The organism is Sphingomonas sp. Leaf17 (assembly GCF_001421505.1).
In the GTDB taxonomy this organism is placed as follows: domain Bacteria; phylum Pseudomonadota; class Alphaproteobacteria; order Sphingomonadales; family Sphingomonadaceae; genus Sphingomonas.
In genome coordinates, this window is record NZ_LMKL01000001.1 from 498,273 (window position 1) to 522,022 (window position 23,750).

At 67.6% G+C, this 23,750-nt stretch carries 30 protein-coding genes; 24 read left to right on the forward strand and 6 right to left on the reverse strand.

The window, feature by feature from the left end:
* The first annotated feature begins 90 nt into the window (after positions 1–90).
* The 7 genes from ASE75_RS02360 to miaB all read left to right on the forward strand — a co-directional run bounded on the left by ASE75_RS02360 (position 91) and on the right by miaB (position 5,209).
* The gene (locus tag ASE75_RS02360; RefSeq protein WP_055929290.1) at positions 91–666 is read left to right on the forward strand and encodes a NifU family protein; all 576 of its coding nucleotides are present in this window, start codon (positions 91–93) and stop codon (positions 664–666) included.
* Positions 666–1,259: a malonic semialdehyde reductase gene (locus ASE75_RS02365; RefSeq protein ID WP_055928172.1), complete on the forward strand. Its 594-nt coding sequence runs from the start codon at positions 666–668 to the stop codon at positions 1,257–1,259. The genes ASE75_RS02360 and ASE75_RS02365 overlap by 1 nt, the downstream gene beginning before the upstream one ends.
* Before the next feature lie 44 nt (positions 1,260–1,303).
* The gene (gene tsaB, locus ASE75_RS02370) at positions 1,304–1,927 is read left to right on the forward strand and encodes a tRNA (adenosine(37)-N6)-threonylcarbamoyltransferase complex dimerization subunit type 1 TsaB (RefSeq protein WP_055928175.1); all 624 of its coding nucleotides are present in this window, start codon (positions 1,304–1,306) and stop codon (positions 1,925–1,927) included.
* A gap of 17 nt (positions 1,928–1,944) precedes the next feature.
* Complete coding sequence (locus ASE75_RS02375) at positions 1,945–2,397, forward strand: GNAT family N-acetyltransferase (RefSeq protein ID WP_235512481.1); 453 nt, start codon at positions 1,945–1,947, stop codon at positions 2,395–2,397.
* A 99-nt stretch (positions 2,398–2,496) separates the two neighbouring features.
* Entirely contained in the window at positions 2,497–2,919 is a 423-nt protein-coding gene (locus ASE75_RS02380) for a Fur family transcriptional regulator (protein WP_055928181.1), read from the forward strand.
* 214 nt (positions 2,920–3,133) lie between these two features.
* Positions 3,134–3,850, forward strand: a complete 717-nt coding sequence (locus ASE75_RS02385) for a lysophospholipid acyltransferase family protein (RefSeq protein ID WP_055928183.1) — start codon at positions 3,134–3,136, stop codon at positions 3,848–3,850.
* A 21-nt stretch (positions 3,851–3,871) separates the two neighbouring features.
* A complete protein-coding gene (miaB, locus tag ASE75_RS02390) occupies positions 3,872–5,209 on the forward strand; it encodes a tRNA (N6-isopentenyl adenosine(37)-C2)-methylthiotransferase MiaB (protein WP_200922307.1) in 1,338 nt (445 codons plus the stop codon).
* A gap of 19 nt (positions 5,210–5,228) precedes the next feature.
* Here the strand turns inward: miaB and ASE75_RS02395 are convergent, their stop codons facing one another.
* A complete protein-coding gene (locus tag ASE75_RS02395; protein WP_055928185.1) occupies positions 5,229–5,417 on the reverse strand; it encodes a hypothetical protein in 189 nt (62 codons plus the stop codon).
* 160 nt (positions 5,418–5,577) lie between these two features.
* On the opposite strand from ASE75_RS02395, the gene ASE75_RS02400 reads away from it, so the two are divergent.
* The 4 genes from ASE75_RS02400 (at position 5,578) to ASE75_RS02415 (ending at position 9,466) form a co-directional block, all read left to right on the forward strand.
* Positions 5,578–6,579 carry a PhoH family protein gene (locus ASE75_RS02400; protein WP_055928188.1) on the forward strand — a complete coding sequence of 334 codons (1,002 nt, stop codon included), beginning with the start codon at positions 5,578–5,580 and terminating at the stop codon, positions 6,577–6,579.
* Between the two features lie 52 nt (positions 6,580–6,631).
* On the forward strand, positions 6,632–7,141 hold the full coding sequence (gene ybeY / locus ASE75_RS02405) for an rRNA maturation RNase YbeY (protein WP_055929297.1): 510 nt from the start codon (positions 6,632–6,634) through the stop codon (positions 7,139–7,141).
* A gap of 8 nt (positions 7,142–7,149) precedes the next feature.
* Entirely contained in the window at positions 7,150–8,058 is a 909-nt protein-coding gene (locus ASE75_RS02410) for a hemolysin family protein (protein ID WP_055928191.1), read from the forward strand.
* Positions 8,059–8,137: 79 nt separating this feature from the next.
* Positions 8,138–9,466: a PQQ-dependent sugar dehydrogenase gene (locus tag ASE75_RS02415; RefSeq protein WP_055928199.1), complete on the forward strand. Its 1,329-nt coding sequence runs from the start codon at positions 8,138–8,140 to the stop codon at positions 9,464–9,466.
* 147 nt (positions 9,467–9,613) lie between these two features.
* Here the strand turns inward: ASE75_RS02415 and ASE75_RS02420 are convergent, their stop codons facing one another.
* On the reverse strand, positions 9,614–10,099 hold the full coding sequence (locus tag ASE75_RS02420) for an SspB family protein (protein WP_055928202.1): 486 nt from the start codon (positions 10,097–10,099) through the stop codon (positions 9,614–9,616).
* Between the two features lie 72 nt (positions 10,100–10,171).
* Between ASE75_RS02420 and hisB the strand changes: the two genes are divergently transcribed.
* From hisB to ASE75_RS02460, 9 genes are all read left to right on the forward strand, one after another.
* Positions 10,172–10,759 carry an imidazoleglycerol-phosphate dehydratase HisB gene (gene hisB, locus ASE75_RS02425; RefSeq protein WP_055928205.1) on the forward strand — a complete coding sequence of 196 codons (588 nt, stop codon included), beginning with the start codon at positions 10,172–10,174 and terminating at the stop codon, positions 10,757–10,759.
* Positions 10,759–11,064, forward strand: a complete 306-nt coding sequence (locus ASE75_RS02430; protein WP_235512482.1) for a YciI family protein — start codon at positions 10,759–10,761, stop codon at positions 11,062–11,064. Before hisB ends, ASE75_RS02430 begins: the two co-directional genes overlap by 1 nt.
* Positions 11,061–11,663 carry an imidazole glycerol phosphate synthase subunit HisH gene (gene hisH / locus ASE75_RS02435; protein WP_055928208.1) on the forward strand — a complete coding sequence of 201 codons (603 nt, stop codon included), beginning with the start codon at positions 11,061–11,063 and terminating at the stop codon, positions 11,661–11,663. Before ASE75_RS02430 ends, hisH begins: the two co-directional genes overlap by 4 nt.
* Positions 11,651–12,388, forward strand: coding sequence for a 1-(5-phosphoribosyl)-5-[(5-phosphoribosylamino)methylideneamino]imidazole-4-carboxamide isomerase (gene hisA, locus ASE75_RS02440; protein ID WP_055928211.1), 738 nt, complete (start codon positions 11,651–11,653; stop codon positions 12,386–12,388). The genes hisH and hisA overlap by 13 nt, the downstream gene beginning before the upstream one ends.
* Positions 12,389–12,392: 4 nt before the next feature.
* On the forward strand, positions 12,393–13,154 hold the full coding sequence (hisF, locus tag ASE75_RS02445) for an imidazole glycerol phosphate synthase subunit HisF (protein ID WP_055928213.1): 762 nt from the start codon (positions 12,393–12,395) through the stop codon (positions 13,152–13,154).
* Between the two features lie 115 nt (positions 13,155–13,269).
* Complete coding sequence (locus tag ASE75_RS15720) at positions 13,270–13,440, forward strand: hypothetical protein (protein WP_200922296.1); 171 nt, start codon at positions 13,270–13,272, stop codon at positions 13,438–13,440.
* 34 nt (positions 13,441–13,474) lie between these two features.
* Positions 13,475–13,795 carry a phosphoribosyl-ATP diphosphatase gene (locus ASE75_RS02450; protein ID WP_055928215.1) on the forward strand — a complete coding sequence of 107 codons (321 nt, stop codon included), beginning with the start codon at positions 13,475–13,477 and terminating at the stop codon, positions 13,793–13,795.
* 155 nt (positions 13,796–13,950) lie between these two features.
* Positions 13,951–14,328: a histidine triad nucleotide-binding protein gene (locus ASE75_RS02455; protein WP_055928218.1), complete on the forward strand. Its 378-nt coding sequence runs from the start codon at positions 13,951–13,953 to the stop codon at positions 14,326–14,328.
* Positions 14,329–14,432: 104 nt separating this feature from the next.
* A complete protein-coding gene (locus tag ASE75_RS02460; RefSeq protein WP_055928222.1) occupies positions 14,433–15,983 on the forward strand; it encodes an amino acid permease in 1,551 nt (516 codons plus the stop codon).
* A gap of 185 nt (positions 15,984–16,168) precedes the next feature.
* On the opposite strand, the gene ASE75_RS02465 is transcribed toward ASE75_RS02460, so the two are convergent.
* Positions 16,169–17,167 carry an adenosine kinase gene (locus tag ASE75_RS02465; protein WP_055928225.1) on the reverse strand — a complete coding sequence of 333 codons (999 nt, stop codon included), beginning with the start codon at positions 17,165–17,167 and terminating at the stop codon, positions 16,169–16,171.
* Between the two features lie 112 nt (positions 17,168–17,279).
* Here ASE75_RS02465 and ASE75_RS02470 point away from each other — a divergent pair, with 112 nt between their 5' ends.
* Both ASE75_RS02470 and ASE75_RS02475 read left to right on the forward strand, forming a co-directional pair.
* On the forward strand, positions 17,280–17,969 hold the full coding sequence (locus tag ASE75_RS02470) for an EI24 domain-containing protein (RefSeq protein ID WP_055928228.1): 690 nt from the start codon (positions 17,280–17,282) through the stop codon (positions 17,967–17,969).
* Positions 17,966–18,346, forward strand: coding sequence for a hypothetical protein (locus tag ASE75_RS02475; RefSeq protein ID WP_055928230.1), 381 nt, complete (start codon positions 17,966–17,968; stop codon positions 18,344–18,346). Before ASE75_RS02470 ends, ASE75_RS02475 begins: the two co-directional genes overlap by 4 nt.
* A gap of 13 nt (positions 18,347–18,359) precedes the next feature.
* Here ASE75_RS02475 and ASE75_RS02480 read toward each other — a convergent pair whose 3' ends face one another.
* Together ASE75_RS02480 and ASE75_RS02485 are read right to left on the reverse strand one after the other, a co-directional pair.
* A complete protein-coding gene (locus tag ASE75_RS02480) occupies positions 18,360–18,890 on the reverse strand; it encodes a gamma carbonic anhydrase family protein (protein WP_055928233.1) in 531 nt (176 codons plus the stop codon).
* The gene (locus ASE75_RS02485; RefSeq protein ID WP_055928236.1) at positions 18,844–20,985 is read right to left on the reverse strand and encodes a malate synthase G; all 2,142 of its coding nucleotides are present in this window, start codon (positions 20,983–20,985) and stop codon (positions 18,844–18,846) included. The genes ASE75_RS02480 and ASE75_RS02485 overlap by 47 nt, the downstream gene beginning before the upstream one ends.
* Before the next feature lie 155 nt (positions 20,986–21,140).
* On the opposite strand from ASE75_RS02485, the gene ASE75_RS02490 reads away from it, so the two are divergent.
* Positions 21,141–22,022 (forward strand): LysR family transcriptional regulator, encoded by an 882-nt coding sequence (locus tag ASE75_RS02490; protein WP_055929303.1) that lies wholly within the window; start codon positions 21,141–21,143, stop codon positions 22,020–22,022.
* On the opposite strand, the gene ASE75_RS02495 is transcribed toward ASE75_RS02490, so the two are convergent.
* Entirely contained in the window at positions 21,977–22,477 is a 501-nt protein-coding gene (locus ASE75_RS02495; RefSeq protein ID WP_055929306.1) for a MarR family winged helix-turn-helix transcriptional regulator, read from the reverse strand. The genes ASE75_RS02490 and ASE75_RS02495 overlap by 46 nt on opposite strands.
* A 91-nt stretch (positions 22,478–22,568) precedes the next feature.
* On the opposite strand from ASE75_RS02495, the gene hppD reads away from it, so the two are divergent.
* Positions 22,569–23,627: a 4-hydroxyphenylpyruvate dioxygenase gene (gene hppD, locus ASE75_RS02500; RefSeq protein WP_055928239.1), complete on the forward strand. Its 1,059-nt coding sequence runs from the start codon at positions 22,569–22,571 to the stop codon at positions 23,625–23,627.
* The last annotated feature ends 123 nt before the right edge of the window (positions 23,628–23,750 follow it).

The following is a 23,750-nucleotide window of genomic DNA, read 5'->3' on the forward strand; positions in this document are numbered from 1 at the left end:
AGTCCGGGCGGCTCGACGTGCCGGGATCGCAACGCAGTGTTTCGACGCAGGCGGGTTGATCCGCACCCCTGCCCGCGCCACATGGCGGAGATGTTGATCGAAACCGAACCCACCCCGAATCCGGCCACGCTGAAGTTCCTGCCCGGCCGCGCCGTGATGCCCGCCGGCACGCGCGATTTCGCCGACCCCGAGGATGCCGAGGCCAGCCCGCTGGCCGAGGCGATCTTCGCGCTGGGCGACGTAACCGGCGTGTTCTTCGGGCACGACTTCATTTCCGTCACGGCCGCGCCCGGCACCGACTGGTCGAGCCTGAAGCCCGACGTGCTGGCAATCCTGCTCGACCATTTCTCCGCCAACATGCCGCTGTTCCGGCAGCAGGGGTCGGCCGGATTCTCGGTCCCGGCCGAGAACGAGGATTTCGGCGACGACCCCGCCGATGCCGACATCGTCGCGCAGATCCGCGAGCTGATCGACACGCGGGTCCGCCCGGCGGTCGCCAACGACGGCGGCGACATCGTCTATCGCGGGTTCGACAAGGGCAAGGTGTTCCTGCGGATGCAGGGGGCCTGCGCCGGCTGCCCGTCGTCGACCGCGACGCTGAAGAACGGCATCGAGCAGTTGCTGCGCCACTATGTTCCCGAAGTCACCGAAGTGAGGGCTGTCTGATGGGCGAACGACTGACCGATGCCGCGCTCGATACGCTGTTTCGCACCGCGCGCAGTTACAACGGCTATACCGACCAGCCGGTCGATGAGGCTGATCTGCGCGCGATCTGGGATCTGATGAAGATGGGGCCGACATCGGCCAACCAGTTGCCCGCGCGGATGGTGTGGTGCACCAGCGACGACGCCAAGCAGAAACTGGCGGACTGCGCCAGCGAGGGCAACCGGCAGAAGATCCTCGACGCGCCGGTCACCGTCATCATCGGCATGGACATCGACTTTCACGAACACCTGCCCGAGCTGTTCCCGCACACCGATGCCAAGTCGTGGTTCGACGGCAATACACCACTGCGCGAAACGTCGGCGATGCGGAACAGCAGCTTGCAGGGCGGGTATCTGATCCTCGCCGCGCGCGCGCTGGGGCTGGATACCGGGCCGATGTCGGGCTTCGACAATGGCAAGGTCGATGCGGCGTTCTTTGCGGACACCCCGTCGGTCCGGTCGAACTTCATCACCACCCTTGGCCATGGCGATGCATCGACCGTCCACCCCCGGTCGCCGCGTCCCGACTTCGAACGGTTCAACACGGTCGCGTGACGACGTTGCGTTCCGTCTTCAGACGACCCGCACGCGGCTGACCGATGCGGACGCTTGTCATCGAAACCGCGACGGCGGCCTGTTCGGTCGCCATCATCGAGGACGGTCACGTCATCGCCGGCGCGCATGACGTGGTCGGTCGCGGCCACGCCGAACGGCTGGTGCCGATGATTGCTGCGCTGCCGGACGGCGGGCGGGCGGACCGGATCCTGGTCGATTGCGGGCCGGGCAGCTTCACCGGTGTCCGCGTCGGCATCGCCGCCGCGCGTGGCCTTGGCCTCGGCTGGGGCGTGCCGGTGGCCGGGTTCTCGTCGCTGATGCTGGTCGCCGCCGCCGCCCTCGCCGCGATACCCGATCTGGAACGGGTCGCGGTCGTGCTGGAGGGTGGCCATGGCGAGGTGTTCGTGCAGATCTTCACGCCGTCGCTTGAGGCCGAGACGGACCTCGCCTCGCTGACCCCGGCGGATGCGCTGGTCGTGATCGGGGCGATCCATGCGGTCGGATCGGGGCTGACGCGGCTGCATCCGCTGGTCGAGCCTGCCACTGCCGGACTGCCCGATGCGGCCGACGCGCATCTGTTGCCCGACGCTGGCACCGCCCTGCCCCCGCGCCCGATCTATGGTCGCGCGCCCGACGCCAAACCCAACCCCTCCAAGCGCAATCCCTGATGCCGGCGCGCGGCCTGATGATCCGCACCGCCGTTGTCCGCGATATCGCCGAGGTCGATGCGATCATGGCCGCGGCGTTCGACCCGCGCTTCGGCGAGGCGTGGACCCGCAGCCAGTGCGTCGGCATCCTGGCGATGCCGGGCGTATCGCTGATGCTGGCGGAAACCGATGACGGTCCCGCCGGATTCGCGCTGGTGCGGCGGATCCTGGACGAGGCGGAATTGCTGCTGCTGGCGGTCGCGCCGCCCCATCGCGGCAAGGGCATCGGCGCGGCGTTGCTGCGCGCGGTCATCAACGATTGCCGGATGATGGACACAGCGATGCTGCATCTGGAAGTGCGGTCGGGCAATCCGGCGGTGCGGCTGTATGGCAGCCACGGGTTCGTTCAGGTCGGTCACCGTCGCGGATATTACCGCAGTCGCGACGGGCTGGCGTTCGACGCGCTAACCTATCGCCTGATGCTGCGCTGACCACCCGCCATCGACGTGCTGCTTATTGCGAGTCGGTATTTCTTTTCGCAAACACGAACCGTCCCTATGGTGAACGTCGGACAAGGGAATACAGACGTCATGGCGCGCAAGATCGACCTAGAAGCCCTGTGCAACCAGAAAGGGTTGCGCATCACCGAACAGCGCCGCGTGATCGCGCGCGTGCTGTCGGAAGCGGAGGATCATCCCGACGTCGAGAAGGTATATGCCCGCGCCTCGGCGATCGACCCGGGCATCTCGATCGCCACCGTGTACCGCACGGTGCGGCTGTTCGAGGAGGCGGGGATCCTCGACCGGCACGATTTCGGCGACGGCCGTGCGCGCTACGAGCCGGCGCCCGAGGCGCATCACGACCATCTGATCGACGTCGAGACCGGCAAGGTCATCGAATTCGTCGACCCCGAGCTGGAACAGCTGCAAAAGGCGATCGCGGAGAAACTGGGCTTCCGGCTGGTCGATCACCGGATGGAATTGTACGGCGTGGCATTGGACCGCAAGGTCTGAGGCATGGATGCCGGACGTTGCGTTCTGACGTCGGATTGCGCTGACCGGTGGCCGTTGCCCATACCGTTTCCCGGCGAAGGCCGGGGCCCAGTTACGACGGTTTTCGTGGCGATGCTGTGAACGCCGTTACCCCGTCCGTGGCAACTGGACCCCGGCCTTCGCCGGGGAACAGGATCGTGATGAACCGCCGACAGTCGTCGAACCGGACCGGGTAATGCCTGCCATCCGCCTCTACACCCGCCTCGCTGCGCTGCTGCTGACCCTGATCGCCGCGCTGATCGTTCACGGCCTGTGGCGACTGGTCCGCCTGCCCTCGCCGTGGCCGCGCCTGTTTCTCGGCACGGTCGCGCGGATCGTCGGTGCGCGGGTGCGGGTGGTCGGCGTGCCATTGCGGCGCGACGTGGTGTTCGTCGCCAACCATCTCAGCTGGATCGACATTCTGGCGCTGGCCGGCGCGACCGGCAGCGCGTTCGTCGCCAAGGCCGAACTGCGCGGCGTGCCGCTGGTCGGGTGGCTGTGCATGCTGAACGATACGATCTTCGTATCGCGCGAGGATCGGCTGGGCGTCGTGGCGCAGATCGCGCAGATCCGCGCGGCGGTGGCCACGGGGCGGCCGGTGACGATCTTTCCCGAAGGCACGACGGGTGACGGCCACGCGGTGCTGCCGTTCAAGGCGGCATTGCTGGGTGCGCTGGATCCGCCCGCACCGACCGGCGTCCGGGTGCAGCCGGTGCGGATTGATTACGGCGCGGCGACCGACGACCTAGCCTGGGTCGGCGACGAACCCGGTGGCGACCATGCGCGGCGGGTGCTGACGCGGCGCGGCAGCTTTGTCGCGACGCTGCATTTCCTGCCGCCCTTCGCCCCCGCGGACATCGGCGGACGCAAAGCGATCGCGGCGGAGGCCCGGCGGCGGATCGTCGAAGCCTAGCCCGCCGGCTTCGTTGGCGGTATAGGCAGCCCGATGACATCCCCCCCGAAAACCTTCCACGTCAAGTCGTTCGGCTGCCAGATGAACGTCTATGACGGGGAGCGGATGGCCGAGCTGATGACCGCCGACGGCCTGACCGCGACCGACGATGCCAGCGCCGCCGACCTGGTGGTGCTGAACACCTGCCACATCCGCGAGAAGGCGACCGAGAAGGTCTATTCGGACATCGGCCGATTGCGCAAGGATGCGATGAAGGCGCGGGGGGCCGCGCCGATGATCGCGGTCGCCGGCTGCGTCGCGCAGGCCGAAGGGGCGGAGATCGTTCGTCGTGCCAAGGTCGACGTGGTGGTCGGCCCGCAGGCGTATCACAACCTGCCCGGACTGGTCGCCAAGGCGGCGGGGGGCACGGCCGCGCTCGACACCGACATGCCGCTGCTGTCCAAGTTCGGCCACCTGCCGGCGCGGCGCAAGGTCGGGCCGAGCGCGTTCCTGACGGTGCAGGAGGGGTGCGACAAGTTCTGCACCTATTGCGTCGTCCCCTACACGCGCGGGGCCGAGATCAGCCGGCCGTTCGACGGCATCGTCGCGGAGGCGCGGGGGTTGGTCGAGGCCGGTGCGCGCGAGATCACGCTGCTGGGCCAGAACGTGAATGCGTGGAACGACGACCAGGACCGGGGCCTGCACGGCCTGATCCGCGCGCTGGACCGGATCCCCGGCCTCGCGCGGATCCGTTACATGACCAGTCATCCGAACGACATGACGCAGGGGCTGATCGACGCGCATGGCGATGTCGAATCGCTGATGCCGTTCCTGCACCTGCCGGTCCAGTCGGGCAGCGACCGGGTGCTGAAGGCGATGAACCGCGCGCACACCGCCGACGGCTATCTGCGGCTGCTCGACCGGGTGCGCGCGGTGCGGCCCGACATTGCGCTGTCGGGCGATTTTATCGTCGGCTTTCCGGGCGAAACCGAGGCCGAGTTCGCCGAGACGCTGCGGCTGGTCGACGCGGTCGGCTATGCGCAGGCGTTCAGTTTCAAATACAGCCCCCGCCCCGGCACGCCCGCCGCCGACATGACCGACCAGATCGCGCCCGAAGTGATGGACGAACGGCTGCAACGGTTGCAGGCCGCGCTGAACCGCGATCAGCAGGCGTTCAACGCCGCCACGGTCGGGCGGACCTGCACCGTGCTGCTGGAGCGCAAGGGCAAGCTGCCGGGCCAGTTGCTTGGCAAGTCACCCTGGCTGAACTCGGTCCACGTCATCGGCCCGCACGCGATCGGCGATTTGGTCGAGGTCGATATCGTTGCCGCCGGCCCCAATGCGGTCACTGGCGAGGTGCGCGCGCGAGTCGCGGCCTGAACGCTCAAATCCTGAACGCTCAATCCTTGATGGCGGACGCCAGCACGGACAGGTCGACGTCGTTGACGGGTTCGCCGGTTGCGTCGACGCGGTTGGTCGTCACGTCCGAGGTGCCGTTGGAGTCCGCGACGTCGACGGCCGTCCACAGGATGCCGCCGGCCCAGAGCAGGGCGGCCCACCGGCTGCGGAAAAGTTTGGCGAACGGCATGGTCCCCGTTTACGAGCGCGGGGCTTAAGCGACCGCTTGCAGGCGGGGTTAACGTGCTGGAGACGCTGTTTGTGCGGGCGTGCCTTGGGGTGACTTGTCAAACACCTTCGGGCGTATCACCTTGGAGCCACATCGCGCCCCCGCGGTGCGAAAGGACCGCATGAGCCGCAAGCCCGTCCCCGCCCAATCCGGTGAACGCAGCCGGATCGAACTGCTGTTCGACAAGCCGCAGATCCTGCCGCAGCTGTTCGGACAATATGATCGCAACCTCGTCGCGCTGGAAAGCCGGCTGGGGGTTTATATTACCGCGCGCGGCAACAAGGTCGGGGTCGAGGGCGCGGCCGAGCAGGTGGCGATGGCCCGCGACGTGCTGAACGACCTGTACAAGCGGATCCTGCGCGGGGAGGATGTCGACACCGGGCTGGTCGACGCGTCGATCGCGATGGCGGCCGAACCGGTGCTGGACGGCATCGTCCGCGCCGACGTGGGCGAGCGCGCGCCGCCGATCATGATCCGCACGCGCAAGAAGACCATCGTGCCGCGCACCCCGGCACAGGCGCATTACATGCGCGAACTGACCACCAACGACATGATCTTCGCGCTGGGCCCGGCCGGCACCGGCAAGACCTATATCGCGGTGGCGCAGGCGGTATCGCAGCTTATCACTGGCAGCGTTCAGCGGCTGATCCTGTCGCGTCCGGCGGTGGAAGCCGGCGAGAAGCTGGGTTTCCTGCCGGGCGACATGAAGGAGAAGGTCGATCCCTATCTCCGCCCGCTCTACGACGCGCTGCACGATTGCCTGCCCGCCGAGCAGGTCGAGCGGCGGATCGCCAGCGGCGAGATCGAGATCGCGCCTATCGCGTTCATGCGGGGCCGCACGCTGGCCGATGCGTTCATCATCCTGGACGAGGCGCAGAACACGACGCCCGCGCAGATGAAGATGTTCCTGACCAGGTTTGGCGAGAACAGCCGGATGGTGATCTGCGGCGACCCCAACCAGGTCGACATTCCGGGTGGCGTCACCGCATCGGGCCTGGCCGACGCGGTCCGTCGGCTGGAGGGGATCGAGGCGATCTCGATGAGCCGTTTCACCTCGGCCGACATCGTCCGCCACCCGATCGTCGGCCGCGTGGTCGAGGCGTATGAGGGGCCGGGCGTATGACGGCGTCGCTTGGCGCTGGCTCGTCGGCACCAAGCCGGGTATCGGCGCGGCCATGATCGAAATTGCTCTTTCCACCGACGGTCCCTGGCCCGATTCCGACTGGGAGGCGCTGGCCACCCGCGCCGCGACCGCCGCGATTCGGCGGACGCCGCACGGCGCGCTGCTGACGACCGATGCGGTGGTCGAGATTTCGGTCCGGCTGACCAGCGATGACGAGGTTCACACGCTGAACCGCCAGTACCGGCAGAAGGACAAGCCGACCAACGTCCTGTCCTTTCCGATGGTGCAGGCCGATCTGCTCGACACCGTCACGCAGAACAGCGACGACGGCGAGGTTCTGCTGGGCGATATCGTGCTGGCGCACGGTGTCTGCGTGGCCGAGGCGGCGGAGCGCGGGATCAGCGTTGCCGATCATGCGACGCATTTGATCGTGCACGGGACGTTGCATCTGCTAGGCTATGACCACATGGTCGACCACGAGGCCGAGGCGATGGAAGCGATCGAAACCGATGCGCTTGCTGAACTGGGCATCACCGACCCCTATCTGGTACGCGAGGACTGACGACCCCGATGGCCGACGGCCCGACTAGCACCGCCCCCGGAGACAGTACCGAAAACGGTATCTGGCGCGGGTTGAAGACCCTGATCTTCGGCAATGGCCCCGACGAGTCGCTGCGCGACCAGTTGGAGGACGCGATCGACCGGCATGAGGGCGATCCCGCCCCCGATGCGGTCGGCGACCTCAGCCCGCTGGAGCGGCAGATGGTGCGCAACCTGCTGCATTTCGGCGAACGCGATGCCGGCGACGTCGGCGTGCCGCGTGCGGATATCGTCGCGGTCGAGGAACAGACCAGTTTCGCGCATCTGGTCCAGATCTTCGCGGAGGCCGGGCACAGCCGCCTGCCGGTCTACCGCGAGAAGCTGGATACGATCATCGGCATGGTCCACATCAAGGACGTGTTCAACATCCTGGCGACCGGGGCCGCGCACCCCGACAGTCTCGCCGGACTGATTCGCGAACCATTATATGTGCCAATGTCGCGCGGCGCGCTCGACCTGCTGGCCGACATGCGGACCAAGCGGGTGCATCTGGCGGTCGTGCTCGACGAATATTTCGGGACCGAGGGGCTGGTCACGATCGAGGACCTGATCGAGGAAATCGTCGGCGACATCGAGGACGAGCATGACGACGCACCGCAGGCGTTGCTGATCCCGCTGGACGGCGGCGCGTGGGAGGCGGATGCGCGCGTCGAACTGGAGGATGTCGGCACCGCGGTCGATGCGCGGCTGGCCGATGTCGACAGCGACGTCGATACGCTGGGTGGGCTGGCGGCGGTGCTCGCCGGCTGCGTGCCGCCGGCGGGAACCTGTGTCGACCATCCCAGCGGCTGGCGGATCGAGGTCGTCGAATCGGACGAGCGCCGCATCCACCGCGTCCGCCTGCATCCGCCGAAACCGGAGCCGGAAGACGGCGAATAGGACCGGGCGGGTCGGGCGACGAACGCGCCCACCCGTTTCCCCCTTCCCCCCGCCCCTCGCGCCGCCTATTTCACGGGGTATGCGCAAACATATCCTGATCGTCCTCGTCCTGATCGGCCTCGTCGTGGCCGGGACCGTCGCCTATCTCGCCTGGCCCGACACCGCGGAAATCCCGATCGAGCAGGTACAGGGCGCGCGACCCAATATCACCGCGCCCCGGGAACAGACCTTGCCGACGGTCAAGGTGGCCGATGTCGTGGGCTGGCAGAACGGCGCGAAGCCGGTTCCGGCGGCCGGGTTGCAGGTGCAGCCGTTCGCGGCCGGGCTGGACCATCCGCGCTGGATGTACCGCCTGCCCAATGGCGACGTGCTGGTCGCCGAAAGCAATTCGCCGCCGCGCGAGGGTGGCGGCATCACCGGCTGGGTGATGGGCAAGCTGATGGCCAAGGCCGGGGCCGGCGTCCCGTCCGCCAACCGCATCACCTTGTTGCGCGACGCGAATGGCGACGGCGTCGCCGAAACGCGCACGACCTTCATGACCGGGCTGACCTCGCCGTTCGGCATGACGCTGATGAACGGGCAATTGTACATCGGCAATACCGACGCCTTGGTGCGCGTGCCCTATACCGAGGGTGCGACGACGATCACCGCGACGCCCGAACTGGTCGTGAAACTGCCCGGCGGCGGCAACCACTGGGCGCGCAACGTCATCGCCGCGCCCGACGGCAAGACGCTGTTCGTCAGCGTCGGGTCGGCGTCGAACATCGCCGAGAACGGGCTGGCGGCGGAAAAGAACCGCGCGACGATCTGGCAGGTGTGGCCGGGCGACAAGAACTGGCGCGTCTATGCCTCGGGCCTGCGCAACGCGAACGGCATGGCGATCAACCCGACCAGCGGCAACCTGTGGACGGTCGTCAACGAACGCGACATGCTGGGGTCCGACATCGTGCCGGATTACCTGACGCAGGTGTCGTTCGGCGACCAGTTCGGCTGGCCGTGGTATTATTGGGGCGGTTATACCGATACGCGGGTGCAGCCGACCAATCCGGCGTTGCAGCAATATTCCAAGCGCCCCGACTATGCGCTGGGGCCGCATGTCGCCGCCCTGGGGCTGACCTTTGCCAACGAGGTGAAGCTGGGTGACCGGTTCGCGCAAGGCGCCTTCATCGGCGAGCACGGATCGTGGAACCGCAAGCCGGTGTCCGGTTACAAGGTGGTGTTCGTACCGTTTGCCGATGGCGGGTTCCCGGCGGCAAAGTCGAAGCCGGTCGATGTGCTGACCGGGTTCCTGAACGCGGACGGCGACGCGCAGGGGCGGCCGGTCGGTGTCATCGCCGACAAGACCGGCGGGCTGCTGGTCGCCGACGACGTCGGCAACGTGATCTGGCGGGTGAGTGCGGCGCGGTAGGTTCAGGGTGGTGCCCCCTCACCCGCCGACTCCGTCGTTGCGCGCATAGCGTAGCAAGGACGGGTCGGGTCGGATCTTTTCGCTGCACCAATCAGGCGCGTCACTCGGACGGGCGTGCCGATGCCGTCCCGGCCGAAGCCGAACCCGTTACTTCTTCCGCTTGAAATCCACCGCGACGACGTTCGATCCGTCCTCGATCGACGTGGCGGTCGGGCCGTCGTTTTCGGCGGCGTCGTGCGGCTCGGGACCGTCGTCGGGGCCTTCGGCAGCCTGGAAGCGCAGCTCGAAATTGACGGCCGGATCGTGGAAGCCCGTGATCGCCGAATAGGGGATGACCAGTTTCGACGCGACCTGATTGAAGCTGAGGCCGACCGAGAACTTCGTGTCGTCGACGTACAGATCCCAGTAGCGGTTCTGGATGACGATCGTCATTTCATCCGGAAACCGCTCGATCAGCCGCTTGGGGATGTCGACGCCGGGGTTCTGCGTCTTGAACGTGATGTAGAAATGATGCTCGCCCGGCAGGCCCCCGCTCTCGGCGACCGTGCCGAGGACGCGGCCGACCACGGCACGCAACGCTTCCTGGACGATCTCGTCGTAGGGAATCAGGCTGTCTGGAAGTCCATCGCTCATCCGGCCATGGACTAGCGTGGTTTGGGGTGCGGTCAAGATTGCATGGACCGCCCGGCCCGCTATGGAGGGCGAATGCGCACCGCCACGATCAATCGCTCGACCGCGGAAACCCGGATCGACGTCACCCTGAACCTCGACGGGACCGGGGTCTATGACAACGCGACCGGCATCGGGTTTCTCGACCACATGCTCGACCAGCTGTCGCGCCATTCGCTGATCGACCTGAGCGTGAAGGTCGTCGGCGACCTGCACATCGACGGGCACCACACGGTCGAGGACAGCGCGCTGGCGATCGGTCAGGCCTTCGCGCAGGCGCTGGGCGACAAGCGCGGTATCCGCCGGTATGGCGAGGCGGTGACGCCGATGGACGAGGCGCTGATCCAGGTCGCGCTCGATATTTCGGGCCGCCCCTGGCTGGTGTGGAATACGCCGTTCACCGTCGAACGACTGGGCGGGCTGGACACCGAACTGATCGAACACTGGTTTCACAGCTTCGCGCAGACCGCCGGCATCACGCTGCACGTCACCAAGCTCGGCGGCCACAACAACCACCATATCGTCGAAGGCGCGTTCAAGGGGCTTGCCCGCGCACTGCGGATGGCGGTGGAGATCGACCCGCGCAAAGGCGACGCGATCCCGTCGACCAAGGGGATTTTGTGATGGCCGCCAAGCCGATGACCCCAATGTGCCTTGTGCTGCTGACTTATGTAAAGCCGCTGGCGGAGGTCGACGTGCACCGCGCGGCGCATGTCGCGTGGATCGAGGGTCTGATGACGACGGGCACGATGCTGCTCGCCGGTCGTCGTTCGCCACCCACCGGCGGCGTCCTGCTGTTCCGCGGCGAGGCCGATGTGGTGGCGGAGGAAGCGGCCAACGATCCGTTCGTGCAGAACGGCGTCGCCACGTTCGAGGTGATCCCCTTCACCGCGACGCTGGCGATGGAAGAAATCGGCGACCTGTTTTGATCGCACTCATCGACTATGGCGCGGGCAACCTCCACTCGGTCGAGAACGCCTTGCGTGCGGCGGGCGCAACCGACCTGATCGTCACCGCCGACCCCGATGCCGTGGCGAAGGCCGACCGGATCGTCCTGCCCGGTGTCGGCGCGTTCGGCGCCTGTGCGGCCGCGCTGCGCGGGGTTGATGGCATGATCGACGCGATGGACCGGCGGGTGCGACAGGAGGGCGCACCGTTCCTCGGCATCTGCGTCGGCATGCAGCTGATGGCCGATACCGGGGTCGAGATGGGGACCCATGCCGGCCTCGGCTGGATCGCGGGCACCGTTACCCGGCTGGAGCCGACCGATCCGACCGCCAAGGTCCCGCATATGGGCTGGAACGACGTGGTGCCGGTGCGCGACCATCCGCTGATCGTGGCCGGCGAGGCATATTTCCTGCACAGCTATGCATTCGAGGGGGCGGATGTGATCGCGACCAGCGACCATGATGGCCCGGTCACCGCCGCGATCGGCCGCGACACGATGATCGGTGTGCAGTTCCACCCCGAAAAAAGCCAGGCATATGGCCTGGCGATGCTTGAAAGGTTCCTGACATGGCGGCCCTGATCGTCTTTCCCGCGATCGACCTGAAGGCGGGTCAGGTCGTCCGTCTGGCCGAGGGCGATATGGACCGCGCGACCGTCTATGGCGACGATCCCGCCGCACAGGCGATGCTGTTCGCGCAGGCCGGCGCGGAGTATCTCCACGTCGTCGATCTGGACGGCGCGTTCGCTGGCGGATCGGTCAATGGCGATGCGGTGCGCGGGATCGTGTCGGCGTTTCCCGGCCATGTCCAGCTGGGCGGCGGCATCCGCACCCGCGCCAATGTCGAGAGCTGGTTCGACGCGGGCGTCTCGCGCGTCGTCATCGGCACCGCCGCGCTGGAGGACCCGGAATTCGTGAAGGCCGCCGCGCGCGACTTTCCCGGCGGCATCGTCGTGGCGGTCGATGCGAAGGACAGCATGGTCGCGACGCGCGGCTGGGCCGACGTCTCGACCGTCACCGTCACCGACCTCGCCCGCCGGTTCGAGGATGCGGGCGTCGCCGCGCTGCTGTTCACCGATGTGGGGCGCGACGGGATGCTGAAGGGTTGCAATGTCGAGGCGACGGTCGATCTGGCGCGATCGGTCGACATCCCCGTCATCGCCAGCGGCGGCGTGAAGGGGATCGGCGACATTCACGTCCTGGCGTTGCACGTCCGCGACGGGGTGGAGGGGGTCATTACCGGCCGTGCGCTGTACGACGGTCGGCTGGACCTGACGGCGGCGATGGCCGTGGCGAACGCGGCGTGAGCGCATGACCGTCCGGGCGCGCGTGATCCCCTGCCTCGACGTGGCCAATGGCCGCGTGGTGAAGGGCGTGAACTTCGTCGACCTGATCGACGCGGGCGATCCCGTCGAGCAGGCGCGGGCCTATGATGCGGCGGGCGCGGACGAACTCTGCTTCCTCGATATTACCGCCAGTCACGAGGCGCGCGGCACGATTCTCGACGTCGTGCGGCGGACGGCGGAGGTGTGTTTCATGCCGCTGACCGTCGGCGGCGGCGTGCGCAGCGCGGAGGATGCGCGCGCGCTGCTGCTGGCGGGGGCGGACAAGGTCGCGGTCAATTCCGCCGCCGTCGCCCGGCCGGCGGTGGTCGCCGACATCGCCGAACGCTTCGGCAGCCAGTGCGTCGTCGCCTCGGTCGATGCGCGGCGGGTCGGGGATGGTTGGGAAGTCTTCACCCATGGCGGCCGTCGCCCGACCGGCATCGACGCGATCGAGCACGCGCTGCGGCTGGCCGATCTGGGCGCGGGCGAGATTCTCGTCACCTCGATGGACCGCGACGGGACGCGCGGCGGATATGATCTGGCGCTGATCCGCGCGATCGCCGATCGGGTGTCGGTGCCGGTGGTGGCGAGCGGCGGCGTCGGCGGTCTGGACGATCTGGTTGCCGGCATCCGCGACGGGCACGCCAGCGCGGTGCTGGCCGCGTCGATCTTTCACTTCGGCGAGGCGTCGATCGCGGACGCGCACGCCGCGCTGGCGGCAGCGGGGATTCCGGTGCGGGCGCATTGAGGGTGCCTTCCCCCTCCCCCTTCCGGCGCGGTGCGCTTCCCTCCCTATCCCATGGGGAAAGGGAAAAGACGGCGAAGGGTGGAGGTGACCGGTCAACCGCAGCCCGGGGCACGCCGTGCTGACCATCGCCGTCCAGTCCGGCCACACCGGCGTTGTACGCCCGCGTACCGGGCCGGAGGCATCCGACATCGCGCTGTTCGCCTTTGCCGCCATCGCGGTCTGGCTGGTGCGGCGGGCGTTGCGCGCACGATTTCGGTCGAAGGCTCCGCCACCGGGCAAGGATTGACCGCAAGGCCATCCCGCGCCAGACGCTGGGCCATATGGCCGATGACATCCTCGACCGCCTTGAGGCGACGATCCGCAGCCGCCGCGCAAGCGATGCCGGCAGTTCCTACACCGCCAGCCTGTTCGCGAAGGGCCGCCCCAAGATCGCGCAGAAACTGGGCGAGGAAGCGGTCGAGACCGTCATCGCCGCGTGTTCGGGCGACGACGCGGCAATCGTGCCGGAGGCGGCCGACCTGATCTTTCACCTGTGCGTGCTGCTGGCCGATGCCGGCCTCAGCCTGGACGACGTCCGCGCCGAGATCGCGCGGCGCGATGGCGTCGGCGGGCTGGTGGAGAAGGCGTCGCGCGCGGGATAACTTGTCTTCCGTTCGTTTCGAGCGACGTCGAAAAACTGATACGCGCGGTGGTTTCTCGACTTCCCTCGAAACGAACGGCTATGGGTTAGGCGCTGCCGTCGGGAGCGGAGGATACGCCCTCCCCTAACCCCTCCCGCAAGCGGGAGAGGGATTCCATGCCGATCGACGCCACCGCGCCCTATGACGACCAGAATGTCTTTGCGAAGATCCTGCGCCGCGAAATCCCGGCGGCGACGGTGTATGAGGACGACTATGCCCTCGCCTTCAACGACATCACGCCGCAGGCCCCGGCCCATATTCTGGTGATCCCCAAGGGGCCTTATGTCTCATGGGACGATTTCAGCGCGCGGGGCAGCGACGCGGAGATCGCCGGCTTCGTCCGCGCGGTCGGCACGGTCGCGCGTGCGGCCGGGCTGGTCGCGCCGGGATACCGCCTGCTCGCCAACATCGGCGCGCATGGCGGGCAGGAGGTCGCGCATCTCCACGTCCACATCCTCGCCGGGCGCCCGCTGGGGCCGATGGTCGCGCGATAGGCCAGCTTGGATGCACTAAAGGATTGCACGCAACAAAATTGCGGTTACCTTCTCGCGCTTGACCTGTGACGGCCGACATGGCCGCTCCTTGGGGGGAAGACTTGATGATTTTCGGACGCGTGAAGTCCCTAGACGCGATCCTGGCGGCGGCGGAGAAGAAGTCGCTCCACCGATCGCTCGGCGCATTCCAGCTGACCCTGTTCGGCATCGGATCGGTCATCGGCACCGGCATTTTCGTGCTGACCGCATCGGGCGCGCAAAAGGCCGGACCGGGCCTGATGCTCGCCTTCCTGATCGCGGGTGCGATCTGCATCGTCGCGGCACTCTGCTACGCCGAAATCGCGGCGATGATCCCGGTGGCGGGGTCGGCCTATACCTATACCTATTCGGTGATGGGCGAGCTGCTCGCCTGGACGGTCGGCTGGGCGCTGGTGCTTGAATATGCGGTCGCGGCGTCGGCCGTCGCGGTCGGGTGGTCGGGTTATTTCAGCGGGACGATCCTGAACCAGTTCTTCGGCATACAATTGCCGCCGTTCCTGGCGGGCGGACCGCTGGCGCTGGGCGGGATTGAAGGTGGCTTCATCAACCTGCCCGCCGTCGTCATCGCGCTGCTCGTCACCTGGTTGCTGATCGTCGGCACCAAGGAAAGCGCGCGCGTGAACGCGGTGCTGGTGCTCATCAAGGTTGTCGCGCTGACGACCTTCATCGCGCTGACCGCCGGCAAGATCGACATGACCAAGTTCAACCCGTTCCTGCCGGCCGGCGTGTTCGGCGGGTTCGGCACCGGCGTCGGCGCGGTCGGTGCGGCGGCGACGATCTTCTTTGCCTATGTCGGCTTCGACGCGGTGTCGACCGCCGCCGAGGAAACCAAGAACCCGCAGAAGAACGTGCCAATCGGCCTGATCGGGTCGCTGCTGTTCTGCACCGTGTTCTACATCCTGGTCGCGGCTGGCGCGATCGGCACCATCGGCGGCCAGCCGATCATGGGGCCGGGCGGCATCCCCTTCCCCGCCGGGTCGGCCGAACTGGCGAAACAGTGCATGCTGCCGCAATATGCCGATGCGCTGGTCTGCTCGAACGAGGCGCTCGCGCACGTCCTGCGCCAGATCGGCTTCGGGCCGGTCGGCAACATGCTGGGCATCGCCGCATTCGTCGCGCTGCCGTCGGTCATCCTCGTCCTGCTGTTCGGCCAGACACGCATCTTCTTCGTGATGAGCCGTGACGGCCTGCTGCCCGAGGCGCTGAGCCGGGTGCATCCGAAGTACAACACGCCGCATATCGTTACCGCGATCACCGGCGCGGCCGTGGCGTTCGCCGCCGCGTTCCTGCCGGTCGGCCAGCTGGCGGACATCGCCAATGCCGGTACGCTCTATGCGTTCATGATGGTTGCGATCGCGGTCATGCTGCTGCGCAAGACCGAACCGACCCGCAAGCGCGTGTTCAAGACACCGCTGATCTGGCTCGTCGCACCCGCGACGGTCGTCGGTTGCGTGTTCCTGTTCTTCAACCTGCCGGCGGCGGCAATGCTGGTGCTGCCGGTCTGGGGCGGCGTCGGCCTCGTGATCTACTTCGTCTATGGCTACAGCCGCAGCCATGTCGGCCGCGGGCTGGACGTGGTCGATCCGGTCGCCGAACTGGATGGTCCCGTTCACTGATACCGGTCTTCTGTTCCCCGGCGAAGGCCGGGGTCCAGTTGCCGGGTTCCCGGTAACCGTGGGCTGAACCCTCCGACACGCGCTAGCCCAACTGGGCCCCGGCCTTCGCCGGGGGACGGAGGCACAAAAAAAGGGCCGCCGGGATTATCTCCCGGCGGCCCTTTCTGCGTCTGTGGTCGAACGCTTCAGCCCAGCTTGGCGGCGGCCAGCGCCTTCATGTCGACCACCGGACGCGCGCCGACATGGCTGATGATCTCGGCTGCACACACGGCACCAAGCTTCAGCGACTGCTCCAGCGCATGGCCCTGCGCCTGGCCGTGCAGGAACCCTGCGGCAAACAGGTCGCCGGCACCCGTCGTGTCGACGACGCGGTCGATCGGCTCGGCCGGCACTTGGGCGCGCGTGCCGTTCTGGACCGCGCAGGCCCCGTGTTCGCCGCGCGTGACGACCAGCGTCGGCACCTGGGCTGAAACCTTCGCCACCGCCGCCTCGAAATCATCGGTTTCAGCGAGCGCCGCCAGTTCGCTTTCATTGGCGAACAGGATGTCGATCAGCCCGTCGGCGATCAGCGTGCGGAAATCACCGCCATGACGCGCAATGCAGAACACGTCGGACAGGGTGAAAGCGACCTTGCGCCCGGCCCCGCGCGCGCAGTCGATCGCCGCGCGCATCGCCGCACGCGGCTCCTTCGGATCCCAGAGATAGCCCTCCAGATACAGGATGGCGGAATCGGCGATCATCGCGGTGTCGATCGCGGCGGCGGGCAGGAACTGGCCCGCGCCAAGAAACGTGTTCATCGTCCGCTGGCCATCCGGCGTCACGAAGATCAGGCAGCGGCCGGTGGTCGGATCGCCCGCGCGGACGGCGGTGTTGAACTCGATGCCGATGCTGCGGACGTCGTGCGCGAACACCTGACCCAGCTGGTCGTCGGCGACCTGGCCGATGAAGCCGCACTTGCCGCCGAGCGCCGCGATGCCGGCGACGGTGTTGGCCGCCGATCCGCCCGAGACTTCGCGCCCCGGACCCATTTTGGCATAGAGCGCATCGGCCTCTTCCGTAGAGAACATCAGCTGCATCGAGCCCTTCGCGACGCCGATCTCGGCGATGAAGGCGTCGTCGCAGGTGCTGAGGATGTCGACGATGGCATTGCCGATCGCAACGACGTCATAGGTGGGTGTGGTCAAGGGGATACGCGCCTTTCAGGCCGGAAACGGATGGCCCGGGCGATACCCAGCCGCATGACGCTGCGCAACCGGCGCGTTGACGCACGCCACCACCCGCGCCATCGCGTGCGCCATGATCCACGCGCTTACCCTGTCGCTGGCCCAGATGGGCGACCGCAAGATCCTGGCCGTGCTGGCGAAGTCGCTGAGCGTGACGCTGGTGCTGTTCGTGATCGCGGGGGCCGGCGTCTGGTGGGGGACCGAGGCGCTGCTGGACCAGTGGCTGGGCGCGAGCGCGGGCGGCGTCGCGACGCTGATCGCGCTGTTCGTCACCGTCATGGCGCTGTGGCTGCTGTTCCGCGCGGTCGCGATCGGCGTGGTCGGGATCTTCGCCGACGACGTGGTCGAGGCGGTGGAGGCAAAGCATTATCCCGCCGCGCTGAAGACCGCGAAACCCGTGTCGCTGGGCAAGGCGGCGGCGATGGGCCTGCGGTCGGGCGGCCGGGTGGTGATCGTCAACCTGCTGCTGCTGCCGGTCTATATCACGCTGCTCGTGACCGGCGTCGGCACCGCGATCCTGTTCATCGTCGTCAATGGCTGGTTGCTGGGCCGCGACCTGGGCGACATGGTCGCGGTGCGACACATGGATGCAGCGGCGATGCGGGGCTGGCGCAAGGCGACCGATGGTTCCCGCTTCCTGCTGGGGCTTGCGGTGGCGGTGCTGTTCGTGGTTCCGGTCGCCAACATCCTTGCGCCGGTACTGGGCGCGGCGATGGCGACCCATCTGTTCCACACCCGATTGCTGCGTAAGGGGCAACCATGACCCGCAACTGTGTCCGCCACCTGACGATGCTGGCCTTGGCCGGCGGGGTATCCGCCTGCGCCGCACCCGCGACCAGGGGGCCGACCCTCTCCCGGCCGGTCGCCGTTCCGTACACCAATGTCGGGCTGGAGCGGGTGGTGGGACAGGACGCCGCCGGCCTCGTCCGCCTGTTCGGCCAGCCCGATGCCGACATTCGCGAAGGGGCCGCGCGCAAGCTGCAGTTCGAAAGCGGGATCTGCGTGCTGGACGTCTATCTGTATCCCAAGGGATCGGACGCGTCCAAGGTCACCTATGTCGACGCGCGCGAGCCGGATGGCAGCAGCATCGACCGGGCCAGCTGCGTCGCGGCGCTGGTTCGGCGCGAGGGCGGGAAATAGGCCTGGGGGCGGATCAGCCAACCCGCTCCAGCCTGGCCGCATAGTCCGCGGCGCGCGCGACATAGCCCGCCGCTGCCGCCCGCAGGCCGGCGACCGCCGCATCGTCCAGCGTGCGGACCGCGCGGGCGGGTGATCCGACGATCAGGCTGCGCGGCGGGAAGACCTTCCCTTCGGTCACCAGCGCGCCCGCGCCGACGAGCGACTCCGCGCCGATGACCGCACGGTTCAGGATCGTCGCGCCCATGCCGACCAGCACGGTGTCGCCGATGGTGCAGCCGTGCAGGATGGCGTGATGGCCGATCGTGCAGCCCGCGCCCACGGTCAGCGGCGCGCCCGGGTCGGAATGGAGCATCGCGCCTTCCTGAATATTGGTCGCGGCGCCGACGATGATCGGCGTATTGTCCGCGCGGATCACCGCCCTGAACCAGACGCTGGCCCCCTGCCCCAGCCGCACGTCGCCGATCACGTCCGCCGACGGCGCGATCCACGCCGATCCGTCATCCGGCAGCGTCGGCGCAGTCCCGGCGATCCTGTACAGCGGCATGGCCATCCTTTTCCTTCACCCAGGCCCGGAACCGGTGGAGCAGCGGTTCGGTATAGCCGCTCGGCTGGTCCAGCCCCTCGAACACCAACGCGCGGGCGGCCTGAAAAGCAAGGCTGTCGTGCTCGCGGCCCGCCATCGGCCGGTACAGCGGGTCGCCCGCATTCTGCGCATCGACCGTGGCCGCCATCCGCGACAATGCGGCGTCGACGTCCGCCGCCGTGCAGATGCCGTGGAGCAGCCAGTTGGCCATGTGCTGCGACGAAATCCGCAAGGTCGCGCGGTCCTCCATCAACCCGACGTCGTGAATGTCGGGCACCTTGGAGCATCCCACCCCCTGATCGACCCAGCGCACGACGTAACCAAGGATCCCTTGGGCATTGTTGTCCAGTTCCTCGCGCACCTCCTGCGCCGACCAGTCATGACCGTACGCGACCGGAATGGTCAGCAGCCGGTCGAGCGACGCGACCGGTTCGCCGGCGCGTTCGGCCCGGCGAGCGAAGACATCGACATCGTGATAGTGGGTGGCGTGCAGCGTCGCGGCGGTGGGGCTTGGCACCCAGGCGGTGTTGGCCCCGGTCTGCGGATGGCCGATCTTCTGCGCCATCATGTCGGCCATCCGGTCGGGTGCGGCCCACATGCCCTTGCCGATCTGCGCCTTGCCCGACAGGCCGCAGGCAAGGCCGATCTGGACGTTGCGGTCCTCATAGGCCGCGATCCAGTCGCTGGCCTTCATGGCCCCTTTGCGGATCATCGGCCCGGCGCGCATCGCGGTGTGCATCTCGTCGCCGGTGCGGTCGAGGAAGCCGGTGTTGATGAACACGATCCGGTCGCGCACCGCATGGATACAGGCGGCCAGATTGGCCGACGTCCGGCGTTCCTCGTCCATCACGCCGACCTTGATCGTGTGGCGGTCCAACCTGAGCAGATCCTCGACCGCGTCAAACAGGCGATTGGTGAAAGCGGCCTCGTCGGCCCCGTGCATCTTGGGCTTCACGATGTAGATCGAGCCGGCGCGGCTGTTGGTGAACCGGCCCTGCCGTTTCAGGTCGTGGACGCCGATCAGCGCGGTCACGATGGCGTCGAGGATGCCTTCGGGGGCCTCGCCGCCATCGGGCAGCCGCACGGCAGGCGTGGTCATCAGGTGACCGACATTGCGGACGAACAGCAGCGAGCGGCCGGGCAGCGTCAGGGCGGTTCCGTCGGGGGCGGTGTAGGCCCGGTCCTCGGCCATCGTGCGGGTCAGCGTCCGCCCGCCCTTGGCGAAGCTGGCGGTCAGGTCGCCCCTCATCAGGCCAAGCCAGTTGGTGTAGGCCGCGACCTTGTCGCCTGCGTCGACGGCGGCAATCGAATCCTCCAGATCGACGATGGTGGTCAGCGCGGATTCGAGCAGAACGTCGGCGATGCCGGCCGGGTCGGTCGCGCCGATCGGGTGGCTGCGATCCACGACGACCTCGATATGCAGGCCGTTGTGCCGGAACAGCCAGGTGTCGCCATTGCGGCCGGCCAGCTGCTTGGGATCGGCCAGCGTCGGGGCGTCACCCGCAAAGTCGCTCCACGATCCTGTCGCCAGCGGCACCGCGCGGTCGAGGAACGCCTTCCCCCAGGCGATGACCTGTGCGCCCCACTCCTGGTCATAGCCCTTGCCCGTCGTGGTGCCGGGGATGACGTCGGTGCCGTAGAGCGCGTCGTACAGGCTGCCCCAGCGCGCATTGGCGGCGTTCAGCAGGAAGCGCGCGTTGAGGACCGGCACGACCAGTTGCGGACCGGCAAGCGTTGCGACCTCGGCATCGACGTTTGCGGTGGTGATCGTGAAGGGCGCGGAATCGGGGACGAGATAGCCGATCTCGCGCAGGAACGCCTGATAGGCGGGCTGGTCGATGGGCTGACCGGCATGGTCGGTGTGCCACGCGTCGATCCGCGCCTGCATCGTGTCGCGCACGGCGAGCAGCGCGCGGTTGTCGGGGGCAAAGGTCGCGAAGATCCGCGCGGTGCCGGACCAGAAGACGTCGGGCGCGATGCCGGTGCCGGGCAGCGCCTGGGTTTCAATGAAGTCGGCCAGTTCGCTGGCGACCTGTAGCCCGGCCTTTTCAACCATTGCACTCATTCTCGGTCTCCTATGCGCGCACATCAATCCGTTCGTTTCGAGCGGAAAGGGGGGCGGTCCCCCATCATAAAACCACACTACCCCCCTCACCAATCGGTCGGTAGAGGATAAGAACTACAGACAGTCGATCGCGATAGGAACAGATGATGGATCCCGACAGCGCACTCTTTGTCGACGTGGTGACCGCCGGCAGCCTGAGCGCCGCCGCCCGCGCCCGCGGGATTTCGCCGGCGATGGTGTCGAAGCGGATCGCCCGGCTGGAAGCGCGGCTGGGCGTGCGGTTGCTGCACCGGACGACGCGCCGGCTGGAGCCGACCGCGCGCGGCGAGCGGTTTCATGCCGACATGGTGCAGGTGCTGGCGGCGATCCGCGCGGCGGAGGCGCGGGTGGCCGATGGCCGGGATGCGCCGTCCGGGCCGTTGCGGATCAGTGCGCCGACATCGTTCGGACGACTGCACGTCGCGCCGCATCTGGCCGCGTTTCTCGATGCGTATCCGGGCATCGCGCTGGAGCTGAACCTGTCGGACGGGTTCGCCGACCTGATCGGCGAGGGTATCGACCTGGCGATCCGCATCGCGCCACGCGTCGAGCCAGCGCTGGTCGCGCACCGGCTGGCCGACAGCCGGCGGATCCTGTGCGCGGCGCCGGCGTATCTGGCCGCGCGGGGCGTGCCGGTCGATGCCGATGCGCTGGCGGATCACCGGCTGCTGGCCGCGACCGGGCAGATGCCGTGGCGGCTGGCGGACGGGATCACGATCGACCGGGCGTCGCATGTCCGCACCAATTCCAGCGAAGTGGTGCGCGAACTGGCCATTGCCGGGGTCGGCATCGCGCTGCGGTCGCTGTGGGATGTCAGCGCCGATCTGGCGGCCGGGCGACTGGTCCGCGTGTTGCCGGCGATCGAGGGGTCGGCCGACGTCGGCATCTATGCGGTGCATCCGCGCGGGAGTCCCGTGCCCGCCGGCGTGACCGCGCTGCTCGACTATCTGCGCGCGCTGTGGTCGCCGGCTCCGTCGTGGGAGTCCTGATCGCCGGAGGCATTATCCAGCGCCAGCACCTCGGTGTCGATCCGGCGCAGCATCGCGACGAAGCCGGCAAGTTCGTCCGGACTGAACGCCGTGAAGATCCGGCGTTCCAGATCGAGCGCCTTGGGCGCGACCGCGCTGTAGAGGGTCCGGCCCGCGTCGCTCAGCACCAGCAGATGCGAGCGCCGATCCGACGCGCTGGCCTGTCGTTCCAGCAATCCGCGGTCGACCAGCGCGGCGGCGGCGCGGCTGACCGTCACCTTGTCCATGCGGGTGCGCTGCCCGATCGCGTTCTGGGTGATGCCGCCGGTTTCCGCGACCACCGTGACCAGCCGCCATTCGGGAATCGTCAGCCCGAACAGCGCCGCATAGGCCCGCGCGATCGAGTCGCTGACGAGGTTGGAGGTGTAGGACAGCCGGAAGGGCAGGAAGTCGTCGAGGATCAGGCGGGTGGTCACCGGCACATGGTATCAATTGACACCATCTCCGCAAGCGCACAAACTGGTTTCATTAGATACCATAAGAAGGTGCCGCCCCGTGACTCAACCCATGACCCAGTCCGACAATCCGCTTGGCCTCGACGGTTTCGAGTTCTGCGAGTTCACCTCGCCCGATCCCGACACGCTGGCCGCGCAGTTCGAGCAGCTGGGGTTCGTGGTGTCGCATCGCCACCCAAGCAAGGACGTGGTGCGCTACAAGCAGGGGCGGATCAATCTGCTGCTCAACCGCGAGGCGACCGGGCAGGCCGCCGATTTCCGCGCCGCGCACGGGCCATCGGCCAGCGGCATGGCGTTCCGGGTGGCCGATGCGAAGGCGGCATATGACCACGCCATTGCCGAGGGTGCGAATCCGGTCGACGTTGCCGCGGGGACGCTGGGCGAAGGATCCTATGCGATCGAGGGGATCGGCGGGTCGTATCTGTACCTCGTCGACGCCGCGACCGGGCTGTACGACCGCTGGACCGAAGTCCCCGGCTGGCAGGAGGCGGAGGCGGTCAATACCGTCGGCCTCGACCTGCTCGATCACCTGACCCACAATGTCCGTCGCGGCGAGATGCGGACATGGTCCAGCTTCTACGGCAAGCTGTTCGGTTTTCAGGAACAGAAATATTTCGACATCAAGGGCAAGGCGACCGGCCTGTTCAGCCAGGCGATGATCGCGCCCGACAAGGCGATCCGCATTCCCCTGAACGAAAGCCAGGACGACAAGAGCCAGATCGAGGAGTTCATCCGCGAGTACAAGGGCGAGGGCATCCAGCACCTCGCGCTGACCACCCCGGATATTTTCGACACGGTGGAGAAGCTGCGCGCGCGCGGCGTGAAGCTGCAGGACACGATCGAGACCTATTACGAACTGGTCGACAAGCGGGTGCCGGGGCATGGCGAGGATCTGGAGCGGCTGCGCAAGAACCGGATCCTGATCGACGGCAATGTCGGCGAGGAGGGCCTGTTGCTCCAGATCTTTACCGAGACGATGGTCGGACCGATCTTCTTCGAGATCATCCAGCGTAAAGGGAATGAGGGGTTCGGCAACGGCAACTTCCAGGCGTTGTTTGAAAGCATCGAGCTGGATCAGATCCGGCGCGGGGTGATTATGGTCGACGCGTAAGCGCGACCATAATCACGCCCCGCCCGGCCGGTCCGGCAGAGCCTGCCCACAGGGCACGGCTTTGCCGGGTCCGACGGGCAGGCGGATGAGACTCCCACAGGAGCCACCGATACTGCACCACCC

What these genes read in the sequence shown, in the direction of transcription:
- ASE75_RS02380 (WP_055928181.1), top strand. Translation starts at nt 2,497, where the DNA reads ATGGCGCGCAAGATCGACCTAGAAGCCCTGTGCAACCAGAAAGGGTTG.
- ASE75_RS02385 (WP_055928183.1), top strand. Translation starts at nt 3,134, where the DNA reads ATGCCTGCCATCCGCCTCTACACCCGCCTCGCTGCGCTGCTGCTGACC.
- ASE75_RS02365 (WP_055928172.1), top strand. Translation starts at nt 666, where the DNA reads ATGGGCGAACGACTGACCGATGCCGCGCTCGATACGCTGTTTCGCACC.
- ASE75_RS02375 (WP_235512481.1), top strand. Translation starts at nt 1,945, where the DNA reads ATGATCCGCACCGCCGTTGTCCGCGATATCGCCGAGGTCGATGCGATC.
- ybeY (WP_055929297.1), top strand. Translation starts at nt 6,632, where the DNA reads ATGATCGAAATTGCTCTTTCCACCGACGGTCCCTGGCCCGATTCCGAC.
- ASE75_RS02485 (WP_055928236.1), bottom strand. Translation starts at nt 20,985, where the DNA reads ATGGTTGAAAAGGCCGGGCTACAGGTCGCCAGCGAACTGGCCGACTTC.
- ASE75_RS02475 (WP_055928230.1), top strand. Translation starts at nt 17,966, where the DNA reads ATGACCCGCAACTGTGTCCGCCACCTGACGATGCTGGCCTTGGCCGGC.
- hisB (WP_055928205.1), top strand. Translation starts at nt 10,172, where the DNA reads ATGCGCACCGCCACGATCAATCGCTCGACCGCGGAAACCCGGATCGAC.
- tsaB (WP_055928175.1), top strand. Translation starts at nt 1,304, where the DNA reads ATGCGGACGCTTGTCATCGAAACCGCGACGGCGGCCTGTTCGGTCGCC.
- ASE75_RS02395 (WP_055928185.1), bottom strand. Translation starts at nt 5,417, where the DNA reads ATGCCGTTCGCCAAACTTTTCCGCAGCCGGTGGGCCGCCCTGCTCTGG.
- hppD (WP_055928239.1), top strand. Translation starts at nt 22,569, where the DNA reads ATGACCCAGTCCGACAATCCGCTTGGCCTCGACGGTTTCGAGTTCTGC.
- ASE75_RS02400 (WP_055928188.1), top strand. Translation starts at nt 5,578, where the DNA reads ATGAGCCGCAAGCCCGTCCCCGCCCAATCCGGTGAACGCAGCCGGATC.
- ASE75_RS02415 (WP_055928199.1), top strand. Translation starts at nt 8,138, where the DNA reads ATGCGCAAACATATCCTGATCGTCCTCGTCCTGATCGGCCTCGTCGTG.
- ASE75_RS02420 (WP_055928202.1), bottom strand. Translation starts at nt 10,099, where the DNA reads ATGAGCGATGGACTTCCAGACAGCCTGATTCCCTACGACGAGATCGTC.
- hisA (WP_055928211.1), top strand. Translation starts at nt 11,651, where the DNA reads ATGGCGGCCCTGATCGTCTTTCCCGCGATCGACCTGAAGGCGGGTCAG.
- ASE75_RS02360 (WP_055929290.1), top strand. Translation starts at nt 91, where the DNA reads ATGTTGATCGAAACCGAACCCACCCCGAATCCGGCCACGCTGAAGTTC.
- ASE75_RS02455 (WP_055928218.1), top strand. Translation starts at nt 13,951, where the DNA reads ATGCCGATCGACGCCACCGCGCCCTATGACGACCAGAATGTCTTTGCG.
- ASE75_RS02410 (WP_055928191.1), top strand. Translation starts at nt 7,150, where the DNA reads ATGGCCGACGGCCCGACTAGCACCGCCCCCGGAGACAGTACCGAAAAC.
- ASE75_RS02490 (WP_055929303.1), top strand. Translation starts at nt 21,141, where the DNA reads ATGGATCCCGACAGCGCACTCTTTGTCGACGTGGTGACCGCCGGCAGC.
- ASE75_RS02430 (WP_235512482.1), top strand. Translation starts at nt 10,759, where the DNA reads ATGGCCGCCAAGCCGATGACCCCAATGTGCCTTGTGCTGCTGACTTAT.
- hisF (WP_055928213.1), top strand. Translation starts at nt 12,393, where the DNA reads ATGACCGTCCGGGCGCGCGTGATCCCCTGCCTCGACGTGGCCAATGGC.
- ASE75_RS02450 (WP_055928215.1), top strand. Translation starts at nt 13,475, where the DNA reads ATGGCCGATGACATCCTCGACCGCCTTGAGGCGACGATCCGCAGCCGC.
- ASE75_RS02470 (WP_055928228.1), top strand. Translation starts at nt 17,280, where the DNA reads ATGATCCACGCGCTTACCCTGTCGCTGGCCCAGATGGGCGACCGCAAG.
- ASE75_RS02480 (WP_055928233.1), bottom strand. Translation starts at nt 18,890, where the DNA reads ATGCCGCTGTACAGGATCGCCGGGACTGCGCCGACGCTGCCGGATGAC.
- ASE75_RS02460 (WP_055928222.1), top strand. Translation starts at nt 14,433, where the DNA reads ATGATTTTCGGACGCGTGAAGTCCCTAGACGCGATCCTGGCGGCGGCG.